Annotated in this window: 25 protein-coding genes; 13 read left to right on the top strand and 12 right to left on the bottom strand. The window is 46.2% G+C overall.

Annotation, left to right across the window (positions count from 1 at the left end; translation table 11 throughout):
- Positions 1–53: 53 nt before the first annotated feature.
- Positions 54–1,361, bottom strand: coding sequence for an anaerobic C4-dicarboxylate transporter (locus VEJY3_RS14800; protein WP_014233246.1), 1,308 nt, complete (start codon positions 1,359–1,361; stop codon positions 54–56).
- 172 nt (positions 1,362–1,533) lie between these two features.
- Complete coding sequence (gene aspA, locus VEJY3_RS14795; protein WP_014233245.1) at positions 1,534–2,985, bottom strand: aspartate ammonia-lyase; 1,452 nt, start codon at positions 2,983–2,985, stop codon at positions 1,534–1,536.
- Positions 2,986–3,371: 386 nt separating this feature from the next.
- On the opposite strand from aspA, the gene VEJY3_RS14790 reads away from it, so the two are divergent.
- Complete coding sequence (locus VEJY3_RS14790; RefSeq protein WP_014233244.1) at positions 3,372–3,905, top strand: FxsA family protein; 534 nt, start codon at positions 3,372–3,374, stop codon at positions 3,903–3,905.
- 70 nt (positions 3,906–3,975) lie between these two features.
- Here VEJY3_RS14790 and trmL read toward each other — a convergent pair whose 3' ends face one another.
- The 3 genes from trmL to VEJY3_RS14775 all read right to left on the bottom strand — a co-directional run bounded on the left by trmL (position 3,976) and on the right by VEJY3_RS14775 (position 6,734).
- The gene (trmL, locus tag VEJY3_RS14785; RefSeq protein ID WP_014233243.1) at positions 3,976–4,455 is read right to left on the bottom strand and encodes a tRNA (uridine(34)/cytosine(34)/5-carboxymethylaminomethyluridine(34)-2'-O)-methyltransferase TrmL; all 480 of its coding nucleotides are present in this window, start codon (positions 4,453–4,455) and stop codon (positions 3,976–3,978) included.
- A gap of 192 nt (positions 4,456–4,647) precedes the next feature.
- A complete protein-coding gene (gene cpxA, locus VEJY3_RS14780) occupies positions 4,648–6,045 on the bottom strand; it encodes an envelope stress sensor histidine kinase CpxA (protein WP_014233242.1) in 1,398 nt (465 codons plus the stop codon).
- Complete coding sequence (locus VEJY3_RS14775; RefSeq protein ID WP_014233241.1) at positions 6,045–6,734, bottom strand: response regulator; 690 nt, start codon at positions 6,732–6,734, stop codon at positions 6,045–6,047. The genes cpxA and VEJY3_RS14775 overlap by 1 nt, the downstream gene beginning before the upstream one ends.
- Before the next feature lie 190 nt (positions 6,735–6,924).
- Here VEJY3_RS14775 and VEJY3_RS14770 point away from each other — a divergent pair, with 190 nt between their 5' ends.
- From VEJY3_RS14770 to pfkA, 3 genes are all read left to right on the top strand, one after another.
- Positions 6,925–7,437: a CpxP family protein gene (locus tag VEJY3_RS14770; RefSeq protein WP_014233240.1), complete on the top strand. Its 513-nt coding sequence runs from the start codon at positions 6,925–6,927 to the stop codon at positions 7,435–7,437.
- Between the two features lie 122 nt (positions 7,438–7,559).
- Positions 7,560–8,468 carry a CDF family cation-efflux transporter FieF gene (gene fieF / locus VEJY3_RS14765; protein WP_014233239.1) on the top strand — a complete coding sequence of 303 codons (909 nt, stop codon included), beginning with the start codon at positions 7,560–7,562 and terminating at the stop codon, positions 8,466–8,468.
- Between the two features lie 285 nt (positions 8,469–8,753).
- Complete coding sequence (pfkA, locus tag VEJY3_RS14760; protein ID WP_014233238.1) at positions 8,754–9,716, top strand: 6-phosphofructokinase; 963 nt, start codon at positions 8,754–8,756, stop codon at positions 9,714–9,716.
- 86 nt (positions 9,717–9,802) lie between these two features.
- Here pfkA and VEJY3_RS14755 read toward each other — a convergent pair whose 3' ends face one another.
- Positions 9,803–11,188, bottom strand: coding sequence for an MATE family efflux transporter (locus tag VEJY3_RS14755; protein WP_014233237.1), 1,386 nt, complete (start codon positions 11,186–11,188; stop codon positions 9,803–9,805).
- 218 nt (positions 11,189–11,406) lie between these two features.
- Between VEJY3_RS14755 and VEJY3_RS14750 the strand changes: the two genes are divergently transcribed.
- The 3 genes from VEJY3_RS14750 to VEJY3_RS14740 all read left to right on the top strand — a co-directional run bounded on the left by VEJY3_RS14750 (position 11,407) and on the right by VEJY3_RS14740 (position 14,390).
- Positions 11,407–11,697 carry a co-chaperone GroES gene (locus tag VEJY3_RS14750; protein WP_005381516.1) on the top strand — a complete coding sequence of 97 codons (291 nt, stop codon included), beginning with the start codon at positions 11,407–11,409 and terminating at the stop codon, positions 11,695–11,697.
- 77 nt (positions 11,698–11,774) lie between these two features.
- Entirely contained in the window at positions 11,775–13,421 is a 1,647-nt protein-coding gene (gene groL / locus VEJY3_RS14745) for a chaperonin GroEL (protein WP_014233236.1), read from the top strand.
- Between the two features lie 405 nt (positions 13,422–13,826).
- Complete coding sequence (locus tag VEJY3_RS14740) at positions 13,827–14,390, top strand: VC2662 family protein (protein ID WP_014233235.1); 564 nt, start codon at positions 13,827–13,829, stop codon at positions 14,388–14,390.
- Positions 14,391–14,465: 75 nt separating this feature from the next.
- Here VEJY3_RS14740 and VEJY3_RS14735 read toward each other — a convergent pair whose 3' ends face one another.
- Positions 14,466–14,960, bottom strand: a complete 495-nt coding sequence (locus VEJY3_RS14735) for an MgtC/SapB family protein (protein ID WP_014233234.1) — start codon at positions 14,958–14,960, stop codon at positions 14,466–14,468.
- 116 nt (positions 14,961–15,076) lie between these two features.
- Entirely contained in the window at positions 15,077–16,099 is a 1,023-nt protein-coding gene (gene epmB, locus VEJY3_RS14730; RefSeq protein WP_014233233.1) for an EF-P beta-lysylation protein EpmB, read from the bottom strand.
- A 32-nt stretch (positions 16,100–16,131) separates the two neighbouring features.
- On the opposite strand from epmB, the gene efp reads away from it, so the two are divergent.
- Positions 16,132–16,698 (top strand): elongation factor P, encoded by a 567-nt coding sequence (gene efp, locus VEJY3_RS14725; protein WP_014233232.1) that lies wholly within the window; start codon positions 16,132–16,134, stop codon positions 16,696–16,698.
- A 262-nt stretch (positions 16,699–16,960) separates the two neighbouring features.
- A complete protein-coding gene (locus tag VEJY3_RS14720) occupies positions 16,961–18,364 on the top strand; it encodes an SPFH domain-containing protein (RefSeq protein ID WP_014233231.1) in 1,404 nt (467 codons plus the stop codon).
- A 100-nt stretch (positions 18,365–18,464) separates the two neighbouring features.
- On the opposite strand, the gene frdD is transcribed toward VEJY3_RS14720, so the two are convergent.
- Genes frdD through frdA form a run of 4 tightly spaced genes read right to left on the bottom strand, consistent with a single transcriptional unit; the run spans position 18,465 to position 21,785 of the window.
- The gene (gene frdD, locus VEJY3_RS14715) at positions 18,465–18,842 is read right to left on the bottom strand and encodes a fumarate reductase subunit FrdD (RefSeq protein WP_014233230.1); all 378 of its coding nucleotides are present in this window, start codon (positions 18,840–18,842) and stop codon (positions 18,465–18,467) included.
- Positions 18,843–18,853: 11 nt separating this feature from the next.
- Complete coding sequence (gene frdC / locus VEJY3_RS14710; RefSeq protein WP_014233229.1) at positions 18,854–19,237, bottom strand: fumarate reductase subunit FrdC; 384 nt, start codon at positions 19,235–19,237, stop codon at positions 18,854–18,856.
- Positions 19,234–19,980, bottom strand: a complete 747-nt coding sequence (locus VEJY3_RS14705) for a succinate dehydrogenase/fumarate reductase iron-sulfur subunit (RefSeq protein ID WP_014233228.1) — start codon at positions 19,978–19,980, stop codon at positions 19,234–19,236. The genes frdC and VEJY3_RS14705 overlap by 4 nt, the downstream gene beginning before the upstream one ends.
- On the bottom strand, positions 19,980–21,785 hold the full coding sequence (frdA, locus tag VEJY3_RS14700) for a fumarate reductase (quinol) flavoprotein subunit (RefSeq protein WP_014233227.1): 1,806 nt from the start codon (positions 21,783–21,785) through the stop codon (positions 19,980–19,982). The genes VEJY3_RS14705 and frdA overlap by 1 nt, the downstream gene beginning before the upstream one ends.
- 448 nt (positions 21,786–22,233) lie before the next feature.
- On the opposite strand from frdA, the gene epmA reads away from it, so the two are divergent.
- From epmA to VEJY3_RS14680, 4 genes are all read left to right on the top strand, one after another.
- Positions 22,234–23,205, top strand: coding sequence for an elongation factor P--(R)-beta-lysine ligase (epmA, locus tag VEJY3_RS14695; RefSeq protein ID WP_014233226.1), 972 nt, complete (start codon positions 22,234–22,236; stop codon positions 23,203–23,205).
- Between the two features lie 9 nt (positions 23,206–23,214).
- A complete protein-coding gene (locus VEJY3_RS14690; RefSeq protein ID WP_014233225.1) occupies positions 23,215–23,589 on the top strand; it encodes a VanZ family protein in 375 nt (124 codons plus the stop codon).
- A gap of 21 nt (positions 23,590–23,610) precedes the next feature.
- The gene (locus VEJY3_RS14685) at positions 23,611–24,246 is read left to right on the top strand and encodes a TetR/AcrR family transcriptional regulator (protein WP_014233224.1); all 636 of its coding nucleotides are present in this window, start codon (positions 23,611–23,613) and stop codon (positions 24,244–24,246) included.
- 134 nt (positions 24,247–24,380) lie between these two features.
- A complete protein-coding gene (locus VEJY3_RS14680; protein WP_014233223.1) occupies positions 24,381–25,337 on the top strand; it encodes an acetyltransferase in 957 nt (318 codons plus the stop codon).
- Positions 25,338–25,358: the final 21 nt, after the last annotated feature.

Below are 25,358 nucleotides of genomic sequence, written 5' to 3'. Positions count from 1 at the left end.
ATCCTTGCAATAAAAAAGGGAGCCGAAGCTCCCCGAGTAAGACTCTGTTTCTGCTAGATCAGCAGGCCACCGAAGATGAAGCCTAATGTAACCGCTGACGCGATGGTTGCGACACCTGGTAGGAAGAATGGGTGGTTGAACACGTACTTACCAATACGTGTTGAGCCAGTATCATCCATCTCAACCGCGGCAAGTAGCGTTGGGTAAGTTGGTAGTACGAACAGCGCACTTACCGCCGCGAATGATGCAACCGCAGTCAGTGGTGCGACACCAATCGCTAATGCTGCAGGCATCAGTGCAACAGTCGTTGCGCCTTGTGAGTAAAGCAGCATAGAAGCGAAGAAGAGCACCAATGCAAGCATCCATGGGTAGTCTGCTAGAAGTGCACCAGCTACTTCTTTAATGCCATCAACGTGCGCGTTCACGAATGTAGAGCCTAGCCATGCAACACCAAGTACACAAACACACGCTGTCATACCAGAACGGAATGTTGCCGCCGCTGGAATTTTGCTCGAGTCGATCTTACAGCTCATTACGATAGCTGCTGCTGCCGCTAGCATGACTGTCATGATCGCTTCGTTACGACCCAGTGCTGGGTTCTCGATAAGACCCACAGAGCCAGAGATTGCTGCTGCGTAGCACACTACGAAGGCGATAGCGCCAAGGAAGATAAACGTTGCTTTCTTCGCTGTTGGTAGAATCTCGCGTTTTTCTTCAGTATTGAGTTTGATGAGGCCATTTTCCAGACGATGTTGATATTCAGGATCGTCTTTTAGTTCACTGCCCATGAAGTTCGCAATGAACGCACCGACCATACAAGCGATGAATGTGGTTGGAATACACACAGCGAGTAGAGTGAGGTAATCGACGCCAAATGGAGCAAGCATGGCTGCGAAAGCGACCACTGCCGCAGAGATTGGAGATGCTGTGATGGCGATTTGCGATGCGACAACGGCGATAGACAAAGGACGAGAAGGACGAACGCCCTGACCTTTAGCCACTTCGGCAATTACTGGCAAAGTAGAGAAAGCAGTGTGACCAGTACCCGCCATTAGTGTCATTATGTATGTCACGATTGGCGCATAGAAGGTGATGCGTTCAGGGTGTTTACGCAAAAAGTTTTCGGCAACTTGCACCATCCAGTCCAGACCACCTGCAACTTGCATTGCTGCAATAGCGGTAATCACTGACATGATGATCAAAATTACATCAACAGGGATGTAAGCCTGGCTAGTAGGAACGCCTAGGATCAAAGACAATGCAATGACACCCGCACCACCGGCAAAACCGATGCCGATACCGCCGATTCTCGCTCCCAAATAGATAAAGAGCAGAACCACGAAGAGTTCGACCATGACCATTATAGATACCTCTTTAGTTTGTATAGATTCTGATTTTTTGAACACTCAGGAACAGGAGTAAATGTTCAGAGAATCAGAGCCCAAGAGCTATGGCATTAAAAAGCTTAGAAAAAGTGTGGTTAACCGTACGGAACCCTAAAAAGGGGCCTTATAGGCCCCTATGGAAGATGACTTACTCGTAGCGTTTCGCTTTGTAAGTTGGATGCATGAAGTTTTCAACAGTTAAGATTTCGTCAAGTTCTTCTTCTGTTAGCAGACCGCGCTCTAGCACGACTTCACGAACACTCTTACCGGTTTCCGCACAAATCTTACCGACGATGTCGCCTTCATGGTGACCGATGTATGGGTTCAGGTAGGTTACGATACCGATGGAGTTGTATACGTAGTTTTCACAGACTTCTTTGTTCACTGTGATGCCATCGATACATTTGTCACGCAGGTTGATACACGCATTTTGCAGTAGTGAGATGGACTCAAACATGCTTTGCGCGATCACTGGTTCCATTACGTTTAGCTGTAGCTGGCCGCCTTCTGCTGCGAAAGATACCGTGTTGTCGTTACCCAGTACTTTAAAGCACACTTGGTTTACAACTTCAGGGATAACTGGGTTCACTTTCGCTGGCATGATAGAAGAGCCGGCTTGCATTTCAGGAAGGTTAAGCTCATTCAGACCAGCACGTGGGCCAGATGAAAGCAGACGCAGGTCGTTACAAATCTTAGACAGTTTCACTGCCAGACGTTTTAGGGCACTGTGTGTCATCACGTAAGCACCACAGTCTGACGTCGCTTCGATAAGGTCTTCCGCAGGAACCACGTCCAGACCTGTTACTTCAGCCAGGTGTTTTACCGACAGAGCTTGGTAACCGGTTGGTGTGTTCAGGCCCGTACCGATAGCGGTCGCGCCCAAGTTAATTTCTAGAAGTAGTTTTGACGTGTAGTCCAGAGCACGAATTTCTTCGTTTAATGTTACCGCCCAAGCGTGGAACTCTTGACCAACCGTCATTGGTACCGCGTCTTGTAGCTGAGTACGGCCCATTTTAAGCACATCTTTGAACTCAATTGCTTTAAGTTCGAATGCGCCTTTCAGGTACTCAATCGCTTCCATCAACTTGTGTACGCTGTTGTAAACCGCAATACGGAAGCCGGTAGGGTAAGCACAGTTAGTTGACTGACTTTTGTTGACGTGATCATTCGGGTTGACGAACTCGTACTGGCCTTTCTCCTTGCCCATGATTTCAAGAGCAACGTTGGCGATTACTTCATTGGTGTTCATGTTAACAGAAGTGCCAGCGCCACCTTGGAATACGTCTGAAGGGAATTGATCCATGCACTTGCCTGTTTCCAGGATCAAATCACATGCTTCGATGATGTAGTTAGCAACATCTTTTGGAATCGCGCCAAGTTCTTTGTTTGCCAATGCTGCGGCTTTCTTGGTCATCACCATACCACGTACAAATTCAGGTACGTCAGAGATGGTTACGTTAGAGATGTTGAAGTTTTCGATGGCACGTAGAGTGTGAATACCGTAGTACGCATCTGCAGGGACATGACGTTGACCTAATAGATCTTCTTCAATACGAGTGGCTGAGTGAACTGCTTTTTGAGCATCAGATAGAGTAGCCATAACAGGATCCTTAGATGATAATTCTAATAATATGGTTGAGTATTAGCCTATTCTGCAATCTAGAATCCATTCATCAGAATTTTGGGCTGGAAAATCCGTCCTGACTTATGTGGCACATCATACTTTACCTAGCACATAAAAATAGTAACTAGATCACCTTTTTGGTTTTTAATGCGTCAATAGTTTGCAAAGTATGAACAGGTTATTGCCTTACGTTTCAGGGCAGTGTTTCTACTGTTCATATTGGCTGATGGTGGCTATCTACATCGTGCCAATTGAAAGGCATCTTTTACTTCATCAACAAGTGCTGAACACGCTTTTTTACAACGATTCGTTTGAGCTTGGTTAGCTTTTACCATTACACTGAATTAAACAAAGGAGGGCGTGTGTTTCCTATCTTATTATTGGCGTTTATTTTTGTTCCGATCATTGAAATCGGCTTGTTTATTCAGGTGGGCGGATTTTTAGGCCTCTGGCCGACCATTGCGTTGGTGATCATCACCGCGTTTGTTGGGGCGTCACTCGTGCGTAGTCAGGGTATTCAAACACTGATGTCAGTTCAGGGGCGTCTTGAGCAAGGTGAAATTCCTGCTCAGCAGATTTTTGAAGGTGTCATGCTGGCTGTAGCTGGCGTGCTGCTGTTAACTCCAGGGTTCATGACGGATGCACTTGGCATGTTGGTATTGTTACCTGCGCCTAGAGCTGCGATTGCAAAATACCTGATGAGTAAAATGGTGGTAAAAACGGTCCACGGTGGTGGCTTCCACAGCGGTTTTTCTGGGCAGCAGGGGCCATTTGACGATGATCCATTCCGTCGTGGTCCATTCGATTCTCGCTCGGATAATGGCAATACCTTCGAAGGTGAATACGAGCGTAAAGACGACGATGACGATCGTAATGACCGAAATAAGCTTAACTGATCAATTATCAGTTCCAGCAGAAGACAAAAGGGCGCATCTGGCGCCCTTTTTTGTCACTATAATTCAGCGATTATTGAGCTCCTTCAAAGCCCATCTGACGCCATGCTTCAAATGCAATAATAGCGACGGCATTCGACAAGTTCAGGCTGCGGGCATCTGGCATCATTGGAATACGAATACGTTGCTCCATAGGCAGGCTTTCAATCACTTCCGCAGGTAAACCACGGGTCTCCGGACCGAAAAGCAGTACGTCACCGGCTTGATACTGAGCATCTACATGGTGACCTGTCGTTTTGGTTGTACAGGCGAACAGGCGGTAGTTACCTTGCTTCTCTTCCTCTAAATAGTCTAAGAATGCCTGATAGTTTTTATGACGTGTTACTCGAGCCAAGTCATGATAATCCAAGCCTGCACGGCGCACTTTTTTCTCTTCCAGATCGAAACCCAGTGGCTCAATCAAATGAAGGTTTGCACCGCAGTTGGCACAAAGTCGAATGATGTTGCCGGTGTTCGGCGCGATTTCTGGTTCGTATAAAGCGATATCAAACATGGTATAGAAATAGAGTTAGTCAAAAGAGAGAGGCAGTATATACCGTAGCTACGATTGGGGTATATACCCAAGTACTGGCATAGCTACACATGCGACATCAAAGGAAAGTGAGTCGCCATTGAACCGTGTTGAGAAAAAGTAACCCTCCTGAGGCGGAGGGTTACTTGGTTATACGATAGGTGTGGGATTGAATTACTGGCTTAAAGGTAACGTAATCGTCATGCGTAACCCACCCAATGGACTGCGACTGGCGACAATGGTCCCGCTGTGCTGACGAATGGCACTTTCGGTGATCGTCAGCCCTAATCCTGTTCCGCCAGAGTGACGGTCCCGAGCGGTAGAGACTCGGTAGAATGGCCTGAAGATGGCTTCCAGCTCGGCATCTGGCACTCCTTCACCGTTATCATCAACGGTGATGTGCAGAGTGTTACCTTGCGTTTCTAGATTAATTTCAACCTGATCTTTCCCGTAGTAAATGGCGTTGCGAATGATGTTCTCCACGGCACTCATTAGCAACTTAGGGTTGCCGGAAATACTGCCTTTCGGTAGCGGTGAGTAACGCAATTGTTTACCCATTTGCTCCGCTTCAAATTGAGTGTCCTCAATGATCTCTTCCCACAAACTTTGAATCGGTTGAGTTTCGCGTGTCATGTGGCTATTCGCCTGCATTCGGGACAGCTCCAGTAGCTCACTGATCATTTGCTCAAGCCTCTGAGCCTCGGTATCAATCCTTGTTAGCTCTGGGCTTTCGCCTTGTTTGCGTGTCGCTAATGCATTGGCCATTCTCAGTCGAGTCAGAGGTGAACGCAGTTCATGAGAGATATCGGAGAGCAGACGTTGCTGACCGGATATCATCTGATTTACGGCTTCGACCATCTGGTTGAAACTGCTGCCCGCCTGACGGAACTCGGAAGTCCCTTTCTCCAGATTAGGGTCTGTGACAAACTCCCCTTTGGCTACGCGCTGTGCGGCGGCTTCGAGTCGACGTGCAGGCTGACTCAATGCCCATGCCAGCCAAAGTAGCAAAGGTGTACTCGCCAGCATGACGGCAAGTAATAACTGAACAGGGTGATCAAACAGTCTCAGCAGCAATGGCGGTGGCTCATTCCATTTAAAGCCGACGTACATCAAAAGATCAGAACCGGCTAATGTAATTGGCACTGGCCCGGCGACCATGTATCGGCCATAGAGCTTTTGTTTCGGTTGGTTATTGTCTTCGATGATGGAAACAAAGTTTTGCATCGCCCGCATTTGAAAGTTGTTGCGGTGGTCAGTGGTTAATATTTTTCCGTTATAGTCAGAAAAGAACATCCGTGGCCGAGGGTCGTTTTTATTTTGGCGACGTCCCTCAATACTAAATAGAATTCGGCCAAGGTCAGTTTCTTTACTGTATTGATTCTGAATTTCGTCACGCACTTCTAGCATGCGCTGATAAGGCGCACTTGGAATATCACGCGCTTTACGTGGATCCAGATGCGGTAGTGATAGCACAGCGATTAACACCAACAACATGGTGAACCAGAAGATGGCAAATATGCGTCCATACAAGCTGTTAATATTTGGCAGTTTGATGCGTGATATTTGGCTCATTAATCTTCCTCAAGCAACATATAGCCTCGGCCACGCAAGGTTTTGATACGTGGTTTGCCATTACTTTGGTCGGGCAGCTTTTTGCGTAAGTTGGACACGTGCATATCAATCGCGCGGTCAAAAGCGGCGAGTCGCTTGCCAAGCACATCCAAGCTCAGGGTCTCTTTCGTCAGTACTTGCCCAGGGTGTTGTACAAAGTGTGTGAGCAAAGCAAATTCTGTTGCCGTTAAATCAAGCAGCAGCTGATCGCAGTAAGCCTCCTGCTTGCCTGGATAAAGACGAAGCTCTTGATACTCAATGCAGTCACCGCTTTTACTGTCCTTTTGAGTTGCACTGGTACGGCGTAAAATGGCGCGAATGCGAGCCAGTAGCTCTCTGTCACTAAAGGGTTTTGGTAAGTAATCGTCTGCCCCTAGTTCTAAGCCAATCACTCGGTCGATTTCTTCGCCTTTGGCTGTCAGCATTAATACGGGAGTTTCCCAGTTTTCACGCAAGCGCTTTAATGTTTCCATGCCGTTGAGCTTAGGCATCATGACATCCAGCAAAATCAAATCAATTTCACTTGTCACGGCAGCTAAACCTGCTTCTCCATCATTCGCTTCACTGACTTCAAATCCTTCGAAGCTGAGCACTTCTTTTAATAGGCTAGTTAGCTCTATATCGTCATCAATCAAAAGAATGTTTGCCATTTAGGGACCTACCATCAATTACCTTTTATTTAATATTACATTGGAATGATGGGTGACGAAGAGTATAAAAATCACTCTTTACGAATCTTTACGCTCTCTATACGTCACTTTACCTAGCGCGTCCTATTCTATACTCAAGCGCTGGGAGAACAGCCCAGAAGAAGCAATCAGATGTATGAGGAATCAAATTATGAAATCTGCAAAAAAAATTGTGTTAGCTGCCGTTGTTCTACCACTTACTCTTGGTGCTGCAGGTGCCTTCGCCTACGGTGGTAAAGACCAGCAAAAAGGTCCTCGCGACGAATGTGGCCCAGGAATGGACCGAGGAATTATGCGCCAAATGGATCTGACCGACGCGCAAAAAGAGCAATTACAATCATTTCGCGACGCTAATCGTGCGGAGATGAAAGGTAAAAATGCGGCAGAACGTGATGCTCGTCGAGCGGAGCGCCAGGCTTACCACGCAAAAATGCAGGCTCTTGTGCTGGCGGATAACTTTGATGAAGCTCAAGCGAATGCGTTAGCCAAAGAAATGGTAGAAAAACAAACTGAACGCCGTGTAAAAATGCTGGAGAAAAAACACCAAATGTTGAGTGTACTGACTCCTGAGCAAAAAGCAGAGTTTGTGAAGTTGCAAAATGAACGTATGCAACAGTGTGGTGAAAGAATGCAAAAACGCATGACTAAACCAAGCAGCAACTAACCGATACAACGAAATAATTTTAAGAGGTAGCCATGGCTGCCTCTTTTTGATCTGGCTATTTCATACTCATTAAATAATTATCGAGGTATACTTTGGTTATGGTTTGAGTTAACTCTTTGATTATGAAACATCAATACGCACGCTTAGTGACGACGGCAGCCTGGACTGCAACAATCACGGCAACGCTTCTTTTACTGGTTAAGGTCATCACTTGGTGGGTGACAGGTTCGGTCAGCCTATTAGCCTCCCTTATTGACTCTATGCTGGATATTGCCGCATCGGTGGTGAATTTAGTCGTGGTTCGTTATGCCTTGCAGCCAGCAGACAGGGAACATACTTTTGGCCACGGCAAGGCGGAGTCATTAGCTGCCCTTGCGCAAGCCATGTTTATCTCCGGCTCCGCGGTATTCTTGATCCTTAATGGGGTTGAGCGTTTCTTCCGCCCTCAGGCTTTACATACTCCTGAACTCGGCGTTTATGTCTCGTTGTTTGCTATTGTCGTTACACTTGGTTTGGTGACGTTTCAGAAGCACGTAGTGCGAGTGACAGGCAGCCAAGCCATTGCAGCCGATTCTCTTCACTATCAGACTGACCTTTATATGAATGCGGCCATTATGGTCGCGCTCGGGTTAAGTTATTTTGGTGTCACGCAAGCGGATGCGGTGTTTGCGATTGGTATTGGTGTGTTCATTCTTTACAGTGCTTTCAAAATGGTGAATGAAGCGACTCAGACTTTATTGGACAGAAAACTGCCTGATACCGAATTAGAGGAAATTCACACTCAGTGCTTGAGCGTGAAAGGGGTGAGAGGTGTTCATCAGTTACGAACACGGATGTCCGGGCCGACACGTTTTATTCAGTTACATCTCGAGTTAGATGATGACTTACGTTTAATCGAAGCCCACTATATAGCTGATAAAGTGGAAGAAAACCTCTTGTCTGTCTTTCCTGAAGCGGATGTATTGATCCACCAAGATCCGATATCTGTTATTTATGGACCAGAGAAAGAACAGAAAGAGCAAGATTGGTAGAGCTCGAAAAATACAAGAGCGTCTGACGACAAATAGGCGCTTATTGTCTATCTTTCCATCAATACGCTTTAAGAATCCTGATACTGATGTGAATCAACGAAGTTGATAGTAGAAGCTGTAATACTCTTACATAAGTAGAAAAGTTACATAAAAATGTGTGTTTTCATTGGTAATCCGGTATAGGAAATGTAACATAACGCACAGTTCTGGATTATGCAGGTTGCTTGGTGACAAGGGGCCTAGAAGAAAATTAAATAAATTGATTGCCAAAGATCGAGGGTGAGCATGATTAAGAAGATCGGTGTTTTAACAAGTGGCGGTGACGCACCTGGTATGAACGCTGCAGTACGCGGCGTGGTACGCACAGCACTTTCTGAAGGATTGGAAGTGTTTGGTGTGTACGATGGCTACCTAGGTCTTTATGAAGGCCGCATCGAGAAGCTAGATCGTTCTAGTGTTTCTGATGTTATTAACAAAGGTGGTACGTTCCTGGGTTCTGCACGTTTCCCTGAGTTCAAGGAAGTGGCAGTACGCGAAAAAGCTATTGAGAACCTGAAGAAACACGGTATCGACGCACTGGTAGTGATTGGTGGTGACGGTTCTTACATGGGTGCAAAGAAACTGACTGAAATGGGTTACCCATGTATCGGTCTGCCAGGCACTATCGATAACGACATTGCGGGTACGGATTACACTATCGGTTACCTAACTGCACTAAACACAGTTATTGATGCAATCGACCGTCTACGTGACACTTCTTCATCTCACCAACGTATTTCAATTGTAGAAATCATGGGCCGTCACTGTGGTGACCTGACTCTGATGTCTGCTATCGCTGGTGGTTGTGAGTACATCATCACACCAGAAACGGGTCTTGATAAAGAGAAGCTGATCGGCAACATTCAAGACGGTATCGCAAAAGGTAAGAAACACGCAATCATTGCTCTTACTGAACTGATGATGGATGCAAACGAGCTTGCTCGTGATATTGAAACGGCAACAGGTCGCGAAACGCGTGCGACAGTACTTGGTCACATCCAACGTGGTGGTCGTCCTACTGCATTTGACCGTGTTCTTGCATCTCGCATGGGTAACTACGCTGTTCACCTTCTAATGGAAGGTCACGGTGGCCGTTGTGTTGGTATCGTGAAAGAGCAGCTTGTTCATCACGATATTATTGATGCGATCGAAAACATGAAGCGCCCTGTACGTAATGACTTGTACAAGGTTGCAGAAGAGCTGTTCTAAGTCGACCGCTCTTAGCTAAAATAAAAAACCGCGTTGATACGCGGTTTTTTTTGTCTCTGTTTTTCTAAGCGAGGGGAGGACAGGGTTCATGAAGAGGAAATGCTTTGTTCTACCAGCATTAACTTTCGTTCGCGAAGCGCAAACATATAACCAAGTAACCCACCTAATATATTACCCACCGCAATACCGATAAATAGCCCTTCAACATCGTACAGGTAGCTGCCAATCCAGGCCGCTGGCAATGTAAAGATGAACAGGCGCATAAAACTCCACTGGAAAGCGCGTAATGGCTTTTGCATCGCATTCAGCCCGCTCACTAATATCATCACAATACCCTGGAAACCGTAGCTGAATGGCACGACAAGGAGATAATGCCAAAGCAGGTTTTTAACCGCTTCTTCTTGTGAGAAAAGAGCGGCCAAAGGGATGCTCAAAGGCACCATTGTCAGGAAGATAAGCCCCTGAAACACAACTGCGAAGCGCATGCTGAGGAATAATCCGGCGAATGCCCGCTGTGGGTTATTAGCGCCGAGATTTTGTGCCATGAATGGTGTTAAAGCCGAGGTCAATGACATCAATACCAGAATGAGTATCGACTCGATGCGCTGTGCGGCGCCATAAGCGGCAACAGCTGCGGTTCCGTGGCTAGACAGCAGCATCATCAAAATTGCACCCGACAGCGGCGTCATTGCGGTAGAGAAGGCCGCAGGAGTACCGATTTTTAATGTCTGTTGCCAATCTTGTTTCAGATGTAACCACTGCGGCTTAGCCAGAAGTTTCTCCCGTTTAACCAGTAAGTATGACGAGCCGACTAAAGCGCCTAACCAACTAAAAGCACTCGCGATTGCTGCGCCTCGGATTCCAAGTTCAGGAAACGGTCCCAAGCCGAAGATCAGTAGTGGATCCAGCATTCCGTTGATCAACCCTGCCAGCATCATGATTTTAGCTGGGGTTTTCGTATCACCCGTCGCACGGATCGCACTGTTGCCAGCCATTGGGATCACCAGTAATGGAATGGTGAGATACCACACTTGCATGTACTGTTCGATGAGTGGAAGAAGATCGTCAGTCGCACCAAGAAAACCGAACAGTGGTCTGATGGTAACAAAGCCAACTGATGACGCGATCGCAACTAGCATGACAGCTAGCAGTAGACCATGAGTAGTAAAACGCGCGGCTTGTGTTGAGTGTCCCTGTCCGAGTAGCCGGCCTATATTGGTCGAAAGCCCCATGCCAATGCCCATCGTAATGCAGTTAACGGCAAAGGTGACTGGAAAGGTGTAACTAATGGCAGCTAGGGCTTGCGTGCCGAGCAGAGAAATAAAGAATGTATCGACCAGATTGAACATCAATATCGCGATCATGCCCACCGTCATCGGGACCGTCATTTTTCTCAGTGTTTCGGGAATGGGCGCGCTCAACAAACCATGTTTATCTGTTGCTTGGTGTTCCGGCTTGTTTTTTTCCAGCATGTTTAACGTCTATCTGGTGGATAAACTGCAAGGATACAAGAAAGCAGGAAGGTGAGCGAGTGCGCATTTCTCACGCAAACCGTTGCGATCTTTTAACTAAGTCACAAAAAAATCATGCTCGCCCCTTGGGATCGTTCATTGGACCCCTTATATAGTGATCACGTGTCCCAGAAGGGCAATTATCAAATAAACATGGAAATTTTCAGGAGAGACGACCAATGAACATTCGTCCATTACATGACCGAGTTATCGTTGAACGTAAAGAAGTTGAATCTAAGTCAGCTGGTGGAATCGTTCTGACTGGTTCTGCTGCGGAAAAATCAACTCGCGGTGTTGTTCTAGCTGTAGGCAAAGGCCGCATTCTAGAAAACGGCACAGTGCTACCGCTGGACGTTAAAGTTGGTGATACTGTTATCTTCGCTGAAGGTTACGGCACTAAGACTGAAAAAATCGACGGTAAAGAAGTGCTAGTTATGTCTGAAAACGACATCATGGCAATCGTTGAATAATAGCAATCATTGAGTAATTTTTTGCTCAGATTCAAAAACCAAGTCGAACTTAAAGAATTGTAGAAAGGAAATCAAAGATGGCTGCTAAAGACGTTAAATTTGGTAATGACGCACGAGTTAAGATGCTAGAAGGTGTAAACGTTCTGGCTGACGCGGTAAAAGTGACATTAGGTCCTAAAGGCCGTAACGTCGTTCTAGATAAATCTTTCGGTGCACCAACAATCACTAAAGATGGTGTATCTGTAGCGCGCGAAATCGAACTGGAAGACAAATTCCAGAACATGGGCGCTCAAATGGTTAAAGAAGTAGCATCTAAAGCAAACGATGCTGCAGGTGACGGTACAACAACAGCAACAGTACTAGCGCAATCAATCGTAAACGAAGGTCTGAAAGCAGTAGCAGCGGGTATGAACCCAATGGATCTTAAGCGCGGTATCGACAAAGCAGTAGCAGCAGCAGTTGAACAGCTAAAAGAGCTGTCTGTTGAGTGTAACGACACTAAAGCTATCGCACAGGTAGGTACTATCTCTGCGAACTCTGACGTAAGCGTAGGTAACATCATTGCTGAAGCAATGGAACGTGTTGGCCGCGACGGTGTTATCACTGTTGAAGAAGGTCAGGCGCTACAAGACGAGCTAGACGTAGTTGAAGGTATGCAGTTCGACCGCGGTTACCTATCTCCTTACTTCATCAACAACCAAGAAGCAGGTTCTGTTGATCTAGAAAACCCATTCATCCTTCTGGTTGATAAGAAGATCTCAAACATCCGTGAACTTCTACCAACTCTAGAAGCAGTTGCTAAAGCATCTCGTCCACTGCTAATCATCGCAGAAGACGTAGAAGGTGAAGCGCTAGCAACACTAGTTGTGAACAACATGCGTGGCATCGTGAAAGTTGCGGCAGTAAAAGCACCAGGTTTTGGTGACCGTCGTAAAGCAATGCTACAAGACATCGCGGTTCTGACTGGCGGTACAGTGATTTCTGAAGAAGTCGGTCTAGAGCTTGAAAAAGTAACGCTAGAAGACCTAGGTCAGGCTAAACGCGTTGCTATCACGAAAGAAAACACGACTATCATCGATGGTATCGGTGAAGAAACGATGATTCATGGCCGTGTTGCTCAAATTCGTCAGCAAATCGAAGAGTCAACTTCAGACTACGACAAAGAGAAACTACAAGAGCGCGTAGCTAAGCTAGCTGGCGGTGTTGCAGTAATCAAAGTTGGTGCAGCAACTGAAGTTGAAATGAAAGAGAAGAAAGACCGCGTAGAAGACGCACTTCACGCAACTCGCGCAGCGGTTGAAGAAGGCGTAGTAGCAGGCGGTGGTGTTGCTCTAATCCGTGCAGCATCTATGATTGCTGGCCTTGAAGGTGACAACGAAGAACAAAACGTTGGTATCCGCGTTGCACTACGTGCAATGGAAGCGCCAATCCGTCAAATCACGAAGAACGCGGGTGACGAAGAGTCAGTAGTAGCGAACAACGTGAAAGCAGGCGAAGGCAGCTACGGTTACAACGCAGCAACAGGTGAATACGGCGACATGCTAGAGATGGGTATCCTAGACCCAACTAAAGTAACTCGTAGCGCACTACAATTCGCAGCATCGGTTGCAGGTTTGATGATCACAACTGAAGCAATGGTTACTGATATGCCACAGAAAGACGGCGCAGGCATGCCTGATATGGGCGGCATGGGCGGTATGGGTGGTATGGGCGGCATGATGTAATATTCTGCTTACCTTATCGCTGTAACGTTTTATAGCGGAAAGGTAACTGACCAAACCAAGAAGAAGCCGAGGTTTTTACCTCGGCTTTTTTGTGCTTGGCGTTTTTGATTTGTTGATACGTCATCGCAATTCAATTTGTCGTTTATGCAGTGCGATGAAATACTGATTTAAACGCGATGCGTCGTACTTGTTTATCCAGATTCGTGGCTGAACATGACAGCGCCATTGTGTGGGACTGGTACAAGAAATACTTCAGAAAATATTGAAATATGGTCGTTGTAGATTTTTTCTATTATAGTCAACTTGTTAAATATGGCATGTGAGTGAAATTTTTTCATACGATTAGTAGAAAATGATTACACATACGCTATGTTGTAAGTAATGCTTAATATAACGGAGATAAGAATGAAAAAGCTTTTGACGTCTTTGGCAGTGGTAGCCGCTGTTGCATCACCTGTTGCGCTTGCTGACAGCACTCCTGTGATGTTTTCTACAATTGATCACATTAATGCGCCGTCTCGCTCTGAAGTGGGCGGTGTTCGCTTAGCTGTTCTACACGGACAGGTTAACGAAGTGAAAGGGGTCGATTTCTCTCTACTTGGTATGTCTGAAACCGATCGTACAACCGGTGTTAACTTTGGGCTGTTCTTTGGCGCAGCGAAAGTAAACCAAGAAATGAAAGGGGCTTCACTTGGCCTTGTTAACTGGAACCGTGGCCAAACAACAGGCCTAAACCTGGGCGCGGTTAACATTACTAACAATGTGAAAGGCCTTAACTGGAGTGCGGTGAACTACTCTGAGGGTTACACAATGGCGGATGTTGGTCTGGCAAGTATCTCTAAAAAGTCTAACTTCCAGCTAGGTTTCTTCAACATGACAGACCAAATCGACGGTATTCAAATTGGTCTTCTTAACTGTGCGGATAACGGCTTCTTGAAGTGTTTCCCACTGATTAACTTCGCGAAATAATCTGCAGTTATAGTAATACTTAAACAGAAAGACCCCGAACTGATGTCGGGGTCTTTTTATATCTCACGTTTGAGCTTATTTGATTAAGCGAGACGACTTTCTGCGCTGTATTCTTTGATGCACACCGCGACGCAATGACTTGATGTGTCGCTCCGCTTCATCAACGCCCAGTAACACGGTTAAAGTCAGTACTGTGATGACCACTGATTGAGACAAGTAACCAAGACCAATCATTAAGCCTAACCCGGCTAGTACCCAGATGACCGCCGCAGACGTCACACCGTGGATTTTGCCATCTAGCGTCATCATTACACCAGCGCCCAGAAACCCGACACCGGTAATGATTTGACCCAGTACACGTGCCTGATCAAGCGTGTTCGGCGATAAGGATACCGCCATCGACATGAAGAGATAGGTGCCTGAAATAATGAGTATTGCAGTGCGAATGCCAACCGGCTTACCACGGGTCTGGCGTTCTATGCCAATCATTAACCCATTGATGGCACAGCATAGAAGAGCAGACCAACTAAATGGGCCAAGATCGAAAATTTGTTCGAATGTTGTATGCATCTTGACCTCCAAAAGCGCGGAGTATGCATAGAATCACCCCTCAAAGCGAACAAAAAGAAACGCTCGTGACGACAAATTTAATTAAGTTTAAACTCAGATTAATCCGGCCTTGGTGTTTATTCTAAATGGAGATCAAGCGGTGTTTTACTTGGCCTGCCGCCGATCTCTCGCGTAAGTTTTGGCACCAGGTAACCAGACACACGAGTTATTACTCCGCGCATGATCGTTTTTGCCTCCTCATCGGAAACAAAGTAATGCGCAGCACCTTGGACTTTGTCTAGTACATGCAAGTAGTAAGGTAACACTCCCGCATCAAATAAGGCTTCACTCAAGTCGACCAGGGCATCCACAGAGTCATTGATATCTTTAAGCAGCACACTTTGGTTGAGTAGAGTCACACCAGATTGTTTGAGTTTGAACAGCTGTGAGGCGAGTTCGCTACTTAATTCGTTCGCATGGTTGATGTGAGTGACCAAGATAACCTGCAAGCGGGAGTCGCGAAGTATCTGGCATAGTTCATCGGTTATACGCGCAGGGATTACCACTGGTAAGCGGCTGTGAATTCGAAGACGTTTGATATGCGGAATTTGTGCAATCCGCTCTATCAGCCACTGAAGTTCATCATCCTTCGCCATTAATGGGTCACCGCCGGAGAAGATCACTTCGTTCAGCTCGGGCTGCTGCGCAATATATTCGAGACTTTGAGCCCAGGCTTGTTTACCACTTTTGTTATCCTGATACGGGAAATGCCGACGGAAGCAGTAGCGACAATTCACTGCACAGCCTCCTTTAACAATCATCAGTGCACGATTACGATATTTGTGCAGCAAGCCGGGAATCTCGTTGTCTTGCTCTTCAAGTGGATCGCTGGAGTAGCCCTCATGCACTTCGAACTCTTCACTTAACGGTAATACCTGACGTAAAAGAGGGTCTTTGGGATTGCCTTTTTCCATTCTATCGACAAAACTTTGCGGTACACGCTGTGCAAACAGCTTGCGCGCAGCAAACCCGTCTTGCCACGGCGAGGGATCTATTTCCAGTTTTTCGAGCAATTTTGCAGGATCAGAGATCCCATTCGCCAACTGTTTGAGCCAGTTTTGCTCAACAGAATCGACTTTTCGGGTTATTATGTGCGGCATTGAATTTAGCTCTAAGAATGTAAGAGGAAAAAATGGCTACAGTTAGCACCAATGAATTTAAAGGCGGTCTTAAGTTAATGCTTGATAATGAGCCTTGCGTAATTCTGGAAAACGAATACGTTAAACCAGGTAAAGGCCAAGCGTTCAACCGCGTAAAAATTCGTAAACTTCTTTCTGGTAAAGTGCTAGAGAAAACATTCAAGTCTGGTGACACTTGTGAAGTGGCAGACGTAATGGATATCGACCTAGATTATCTATATTCAGACGGCGAATTCTACCACTTTATGAACAATGAAACGTTCGAACAGATCGCTGCTGATGCGAAAGCGGTAGGTGAGAACGCTAAATGGTTGGTAGAAAACAACACTTGTATGATCACGCTTTGGAACGGTAACCCAATCTCAGTTACTCCACCAAACTTTGTTGAGCTGGAAGTTACTGACACAGATCCAGGTTTGAAAGGTGATACTCAAGGTACTGGTGGTAAACCAGCTACGCTATCAACTGGCGCTGTTGTACGTGTTCCACTATTCATCGCAATTGGCGAAGTGATCAAAGTAGACACTCGTACCGGTGAATACGTAGGTCGTGTGAAGTAATTCACCTAAACGTATCGAATAGAAAAGGTCGCTTCGGCGGCCTTTTTTATTGTCCGCAGTTTTGACATGTGGCTAAAACAAGAAGCGCACCGCATAGTTTTATTCTTTTTGTATTATTCGTTAAAAACGTATTTGTTTGATGAATCTTTCGATTATTCCTTAAGGTTACCATTTGATAGATTATCTCCAGAGGTCGTTGAGTTGCATAGCAATTTGATTTTTATCGATTTAACTCAATGACAACCGCAATAAGGAGAACAATATGGAAAGCACAGGCTTAGGACAAAGCTTAAAAGTTGAAGAACGACGTCGATTACTTCACCGAGGGATAAAAGCGGCAGTTTTTGGTATACCGTTGTTGGCTATAGGGTTAACCATTAACAGTTCTGTTTTGATGACCGATGCAGGTTACAGTTACGTGCACCAGAACAATATTACCGGTGAATTGGATGTGTTCACTGAACCGGGTATTCATTTTCGTATGCCCTTTCTGTCTAAAATCACCCAATATGACCAAGTCATCACTGTGTCATTTGGTAACAACAAGGGTGAGGATTTTTACCAGAGGCTTGAGCCGGTACAAGTACGCTTTGCGGATACTTATATTGGTCAGATTCCCGTCACATTCCGTTTTAAATTGAGTAATGATCCGGAAGCGGTCAAGAAAATGCACCGAGAGTTTCGTAATAACAGTAATCTGATCGATGCGTTATTAGTAAAAAATGCCCGTAACGTAACGGTGATTACCGCGACTCAGTATACTGGAGAAGAGTTTTTTCAAGGTGGTTTGAACCAGTTTAAATCTAAGTTGGGTGATCAGCTTCGAGAAGGTATTTATCTGACTGAGCGTCGTCAGGTGGAAGTTGAAGAGCTTGACCTGGCCCCTGTCGGTGCAAATCAGGCCAACGCCAATCAATTGCAGCGTACGAATCAGTTAGTCTGGAAAACGGTACCGGTCGTAGACAAAACAGGCCAACCTATCCGACAGGATAACCCGTTACAGCAATACGGCATTCAAGTTACTCAGGTAACCATTGGTGACCCGCAGCCAGAGAAGCAGCTTGATCAGTTATTAGCAGATAAAAAGCGCTTGGTCGCAGATCGCATTCGCGCAATTCAGGAGCAGGAAACTTCTAAAGCTCAGGCCGAAACTGAGCAGCTGCGTAAAGAAATTCAGCGTACTCGTGAAGTTCAGGATGCACAACGTCAGAAAGAGCTCGCTATTATTTCCCAGCAAAAAGAGGTCGAGGTTGCTCGTCAAATAGCTGAGCGTGAAATCGTTGAAGTGGAGAAAACCAAGCGACTTGCTGAAGTGGAGAAAGAAAAAGAGCTGGCAATGGCAGAAGCGAACTTAGCGATTCAGAAAGCCAACGCTCTTTCCGCTCAATATGAAGCGAAAGCGATTTTAGAGAAAGGCCGCGCAGAAGCCGAAGTCCTGAAAGCGAAGTATGCGGCATTAGGAGCAAACCGAGAAGTTTACCTAGCTGAGCTGAACCGTGAGGTTGCAAACTCGTTGTACAGTAATCTGCAAAACTTCCAAGTTCAAATGCCGCAAAACTACATTGGTGGTAATCAGGAAACAGGATTGAAAACGAACTTAGATGTGATCACTGGTTTTGGTGCTCTTGGCTTAATGGATCAAACTAAGAAGATTTCTCAGCAATAAGATCATAGGTGGTCAAAAGCTTATAAAGCAAAAAGATCATGGGTGTCCAAAAACAAAAAAAGCTGGCATAAAGCCAGCTTTTTATATTTATAACAGTATCTTAAATCATGAAGATAAAGATAACTGATAGTGCACTGATAAGGCCAGCGAACGCGTAGCATGCCACTTTGCCCACCACACCTGTGTGGAACTTAAGGTCATGCATACCGTGGTGAACACGGTGCATTGCATGCCACATTGGCAGCGCCAGTGTACCGATGATAAATAGCGCACCAATGATGCTGGTCGCGAATTCAGATACTCGCTCGTAGCTCATTGCGTCTGCATCAATCACGCCCAGAGGAACGAGGATACCAAGTACAAGTACGGTGATAGGAGTGATCATCGCAAACCAGGTACCGCCTGCGCCAAATAGACCCCACCAGATTGGCTCATCTGAACGTTTTGGTGCTGTATTTACACTATAATTTGGTTTCATTGTTCAGCTCCTTACACCACGATGAGAACGATCAGTGAGATAAACGCGACGGCTGCCCACTGAGTCAGGACGATGATATTCTTACCTACAGGTTTGCCTTTTAGGCGAATTGGCATCACCTGTGGCATCATGCTGAAGAAGGTTTGTGCGTGGAACAGGCTTCCAAGTAGCGCAACGATGTTGATCGCGACTACGATTGGGTTTGCCATGAACTCTAACCAGCCTTGCCAAGCTTCAGGCCCTTTCACTAGTGAACCCAGACCGAAAGTCAGGAAGATGGTGAATAGAATCAGTGGCAGTACCGTCGCTTCACGTAACATGTAGAAGCGGTAGAAAGGATGGTCCTTCCACCAAGTGCGTTTTACTTCACGAACGTAAGGTTTACGGTTACTCATCCTTCTGCCTCCTGAGGTTTCAGCATCGCAATTACGAAGTCCATAGAAGACTCTACTTTGCCTTGGTTTACTGCTGCTGCAGGGTCAACGCTCTTTGGACAAACCTCAGAACAGTAACCTACAAACGTACAACCCCAGGCGCCATTCTCACCGTTAATCAGCTTCATACGTTCAGCTTTACCGTTATCACGACTGTCTAAGTTGTAACGGTGCGCCAATGTCAGCGCTGCCGGGCCGATGAACTCTGGATTAAGACCGAACTGCGGACACGCTGCGTAACACAGACCACAGTTGATACAACCAGCAAATTGCTTGTATTTCGCCATTTGCTCAGGCGTTTGCAAGTTTGTGCCGTCTTCAGGCTTACGGTCGTTACCAATGATGTAAGGTTTGATCGCTTCAAGACGCTCGATAAATGGCGTCATATCAACGATCAAGTCTTTCTCAATCGGGAAATTCGCTAATGGCTCGATTTTCAGACCATTTTGGTAGTCACGTAAGAAGCTCTTACAAGCTAGCTTAGGCACACCATTAACCATGATGCCGCATGAGCCACAGATCGCCATACGACAAGACCAACGGTAAGACAGATCTTTGTCTAGGTTATCTTTGATGTAACCAATCGCGTCGAGCACAGACATTGTTTCATCGAATGGTACTTCGAAAGTTTGTAAGTGCGGTTCTGCGTCTTTTTCTGGGTCATAACGCAGAATGTCTACTTTCTGGATGCGGTTTGCTGACATTATGCTTGCTCCTCTGCGTTCTTCGCTGCTTCTTCTGCTGCGGCTTTTTCTGCAGCTTCACCGTATAGACGCGCTTTAGGCTGAGACTTAGTAATGGTTACATTGCTGTAGTCGATGCTAGGCGCTGCGTCTGGTTGATAGAAAGCAAGTGAGTGTTTCAGGAAGTTCACGTCGTCACGTTCAGTGCAGCCATCATCGAGACGTTGGTGCGCACCGCGAGATTCTTTACGCAGGATTGCAGAGTGAACCATCGCTTCTGCCACTTCCAGGCCGTAACCGACTTCGATTGCGTACAGAAGGTCAGTGTTGAACACTTTGCCTTTGTCTTTGATGCTAATGTGTTTGTAACGTTGTTTAAGTTCCGTGATCTTATCGATGGTTGCTTGCATCAGATCTTCTTGGCGGTAGATACCACAACCCGCTTCCATGGTGTGGCCCATTTCGGTACGGATGTCTGCCCAGTTTTCATCGCCTTCTTGGTTCATTAGGCTGGCAATGCGTTCTTCTACAGCCTTCACTTGAGCTGCGATAGCATCGTCGTTCCAGCCTTTGAACTCGGCTGCACGTTTCACTGCGTTTTCACCCGCAACTCGGCCAAATACCACGAACTCAGCCAGAGAGTTAGAGCCAAGACGGTTCGCACCATGCAGACCAACTGACGCACATTCACCAACTGCGAATAGACCTTTAACGCGAGTCTCACAGCCACCATCAGTTTCGATGCCACCCATGGTGTAGTGCACGGTCGGACGAATTGGAATTGGTTCTTTTGCAGGATCAACGTTCACGTAAGCTTTTGCTAGCTCACAGATGAAAGGTAAACGTTCTTGTAGGTACTCTTCACCAAGGTGGCGAAGGTCTAGGTGCACCACGTCACCCAGTGGATGTTTGATGGTGTTGCCTTTCTGTTGCTCATGCCAGAAAGCTTGAGAAACTTTGTCACGTGGACCCAGTTCCATGTATTTGTTTTTCGGTTGACCCACTGGAGTTTCAGGGCCCATGCCGTAGTCTTGTAGGTAGCGGTAGCCGTTTTTGTTGACAATAATACCACCTTCACCACGACAACCTTCTGTCATTAGGATACCTGTGCCTGGTAGGCCAGTAGGGTGGTATTGAACAAATTCCATATCACGTAGCGGAACACCGTGACGGTAAGCCATCGCCATGCCATCGCCCGTTACGATACCGCCGTTGGTGTTACAGTGGTAAACACGCCCCGCGCCACCCGTAGCAAGCACAACAGATTTCGCTTTGATGGTCACCAACTCACCTTCAGACATGTGAATGGCGATTAAGCCTTGTACTTCACCATCATCAACAAGCAGATCCAACACAAAGTACTCATCAAAACGTTTGATGTTGCTGTACTTCATTGAAGTTTGGAATAGGGTGTGAAGCATATGGAAGCCGGTTTTATCCGCTGCAAACCAAGTTCGTTCAACCTTCATACCGCCAAAGCGGCGAACGTTAACTTCCCCGTTCTCTTTACGGCTCCAAGGACAACCCCATTGTTCCATTTGGATCATTTCGCGGGTTGCGTTTTCTACAAAATATTCAACGACGTCCTGTTCACATAGCCAGTCGCCACCGCCAACCGTATCGTTGAAGTGGTTATCTAAGCTATCTTCATCCTTGATAACTGCTGCTGAGCCACCCTCCGCTGCGACCGTGTGTGAGCGCATAGGATAAACTTTAGAAATCAGAGCGACTTCTAAATCTGGGTTTGCCTCTGCCGCTGCAATAGCAGTACGAAGACCAGCGCCGCCAGCGCCGATGACTGCGATATCTGTGGTGATAATTTGCACAGTTATCCTCCAGTGAGTAATTGCGGAAATCCGCTTGTTATTGTGATTGTGAGGGGTTCTCGAAGAGAAGCTCCCCGAAAGTAGTAGAGATTAGTGTAGTGGAGCTGTATGAGATAAATATTGATGTAATTAGGTTTTTTCTTTGGTAATGCACTTAAGAGCATAAAAATTACAGGTTATGTGATTACTATCACGGCGAGAATATTTGTAACCTCTAACTGAAATTATTGAGTGTTAATGGAGTGTTGCTTGTTGTTGGCGAGGTTGATAACAGGTTTTGTGGTGAGTGTTGATTTTGCTTTGTAGTACGAAAAATCTTGGCTTCATATTGTTTTTTTTTAAAGGAATAATCGGTATTTAAAAGCGAATGAAATCGTTTCTCGCCCCAAAGTAAAAACATGTAGAATGTGGGCTTTAGCTGCTAGCCCTAAGCTTTGAGAGACTTGTTATGCAAACCAATTGGCAACCGACTGCTTCCATTGAACAACTTCGTCAACGTGCGGCGTTAATCGCCACTATTCGCCAATTTTTTGTCGAGCGACAGGTGATGGAAGTGGATACGCCTGCCATGAGCCACGCGACGGTTACGGATATTCATTTGCATACCTTTCAAACCGAGTTTGTTGGCCCTGGCTACGCTGACGGCAGTAAGCTGTTCTTTATGACCAGTCCCGAATTCCATATGAAACGTTTATTGGCGGCGGGTAGTGGCTGCATCTACCAGATCAATAAAGCGTTTCGCAACGAAGAGAATGGCCGCTACCACAATCCAGAATTCACCATGCTGGAATGGTATCGAGTTGGTTTTGACCATCATCAGTTAATGGATGAGATGGATGAGTTGCTACAGCGAGTGCTGAAGTGTGGCTCGGCTCATCGTATGACGTATCAGCAGGCGTTTCTCGATGTTCTTGGTGTGTGCCCGCTTGAAGGCTCAATGTCAGAGCTTAAAGTCGTCGCCGGAAAGCTGGGGCTGAGTGATATTGCTGATCCGGAAGATGACCGCGATACTTTACTGCAACTCCTGTTTAGTATTGGTGTCGAAAGTAAGATTGGTCAGGATGCGCCTGCGTTTGTTTATGACTTTCCTGCATCGCAAGCGGCATTAGCAAAAATAAACCCTCAAGACAGCCGTGTCGCTGATCGCTTTGAAGTGTATTTTAAAGGGATAGAGCTCGCTAATGGTTTCCATGAGTTAGACAATCCTAAAGAACAACTTACGCGTTTTGAACAAGACAATGCGAAACGCTTAGAGATGGGTTTGAAGCCTCAGCCGATTGACTATCATCTTATTGCGGCACTAGAGGCTGGGTTGCCGGACTGTGCTGGCGTAGCGTTAGGCGTTGATCGACTCATCATGTTGGCTTTAGGCTGTGATCATATTGATCAGGTAACAGCATTCCCGTTCCCTATTGCATAAGGATATCCAATGAACCGAACGGTTGGACGTTTGATTATTTGCGGTTGCGCTGTTGTGATTGCGTATTTATCGCTCAGCTCAGGAGAGCTACAAAAGTGGGGGTCTTTTACTTACCTCGATAAGCTACAACATTTAATGGCATACACGAGTTTTGCTTTTGTTGCTTGTTGCTGTGTTCGTCATTGGCGAAAACGCTGGATAGTGGCAATTAGTATCCTGTTGTTCAGCGCGGTGATTGAATGGCTACAAGGTTATGTCGGTAGAGAAACCTCTTGGTTAGACCTTGTCGCTAATGGCACGGGGATTCTGACTGGTCTGCTAAGTTATCGTATTTGGAGCCTCTATCGACCTAGGTTGGTGAAGTCGCTATACTCGATTCGTTAAAGAAAAGGGAATACGATAATAATGAAAACGCGCGACAAAATAGTCTACGCGGCACTGGAGTTGTTTAACCAACATGGTGAGCGAAATATCACCACTAATCACATTGCCGATCACATCGAAATCAGTCCAGGTAATCTTTATTACCACTTTCGCAATAAGCAAGAAATCGTCCGCGAAATCTTTGCGCTTTATTCAGCAGAACTTTTAGAAAGATTTACCCCCCTTAAAGGCTCTCAAGAGAGTCTGACTATGCTGAAGAGTTACCTAGATTCGACCTTTACGCTGATGTGGAAGTACCGTTTTTTCTACGCCAATTTACCAGAGATTTTGTCGCGTGATGAGCAACTTCACGAGCAATACATCGAGGTGCAGGACAAACTGCAAGCCAATTTGATTGCGATCATGCAGGAATTCGTTGCCCTCAAATTGCTGAACGTTGATCAGCAGCAATTAACATCTTTGGTATGCACGCTGCATCTCATCGCTTGTAGTTGGTTGTCTTACCAATCTGCGATGCTACCTAAATCCAACATTACCGAGCAAATGGTGCGACAAGGCATGCTTCAGATGATCAATGTTGTAAAACCACTCGCAACGGAGCAAGGGTTGGAGCAGCTGTTACTGTTGGAAGATGGCGTAAGTGCTATGCAGGGCTAATGGCGTATTATTTTAAGCTTAATTTCATTTTCGAATCGTAACTTGAGTTGACTTGTGGCACGCGCAGCGCACAATAGTTACAAACCTCAATTTATACCTGAGCAAAGTTATCTCGATAAAGGAATTATCTTTCAATGAATTACGACATATTTAATGGTGATGCGGACGGCATTATCGCTCTGCTGCAACTGCGCTTAGCTGATCCTCTGGAAGCCAAATTGGTAACGGGTGTAAAGCGCGATATCAAGCTGGTGGAAAGCGTGGATGCTCAAGCGGGTGACGAGCTGACGGTATTAGACGTTTCGATGGAAAAGAACATGGCAGGTCTGGAGCATGCTTTGGCTCAGGGCGCTCATGTTTTTTACGCCGATCACCATAAAGCGGGTGACATTCCACAGCATGGCAACTTAGATGCGCACATCGATCTCGATGCGAATATGTGTACGGCTTTGATTGTCGATAAACTGTTGCAGGGACGTTTTCATGCCTGGGCTATAACGGCAGCGTATGGTGATAACCTGATTGCTAAAGCTGATGACCTGGCTGACCTTGCTGGCTTTTCGGCAGAGCAGAAAGCGCAACTAAAAGAGCTGGGTACGTTGATCAATTACAACTGCTATGGTTCGAAGGTTGACGATCTACATTTTCATCCGGCGGATTTATATCAAGCATTGATTAAATATACTTCGCCATTTGATGTCATTGCAGATACGTCTTCTCCATTCTACTTGCTGCAATCGGCCTATCAGCAAGATATGGATGCCGCCCAAGCGATTCCTGCCACCCATGAAAGCAATAAACTGAAACTGTTTGAGCTACCAGACAATGCGGCTTCACGTCGTATCAGCGGAGTTTATGGTAACTGGTTGGCGAATCAAAACCCAGATTCAGCTCATGCTGTTTTAACCGAAAACGTAGATGGTACTTATACGGTATCACTGCGCGCTCCATTGAATAACAAGCAGGGTGCGGTGGCGGTTTGTGGACAGTTCCCGACAGGCGGTGGTCGAGAGGCTGCGGCGGGAATCAATGCGTTAAGCAAAGATGATGTGAGCGCATTTATTGATGCGGTTGAAACGTATTACGCGTAACGATTTAGAGTCATTCATTTG

Origin of the sequence: Vibrio sp. EJY3 (genome assembly GCF_000241385.1) — a bacterium.
Classification (GTDB): Bacteria; Pseudomonadota; Gammaproteobacteria; order Enterobacterales; family Vibrionaceae; genus Vibrio; species Vibrio natriegens.
The sequence above is the reverse complement of the archived record's forward strand: the minus strand, read 5'-3'. Positions and strand labels throughout refer to the sequence as shown.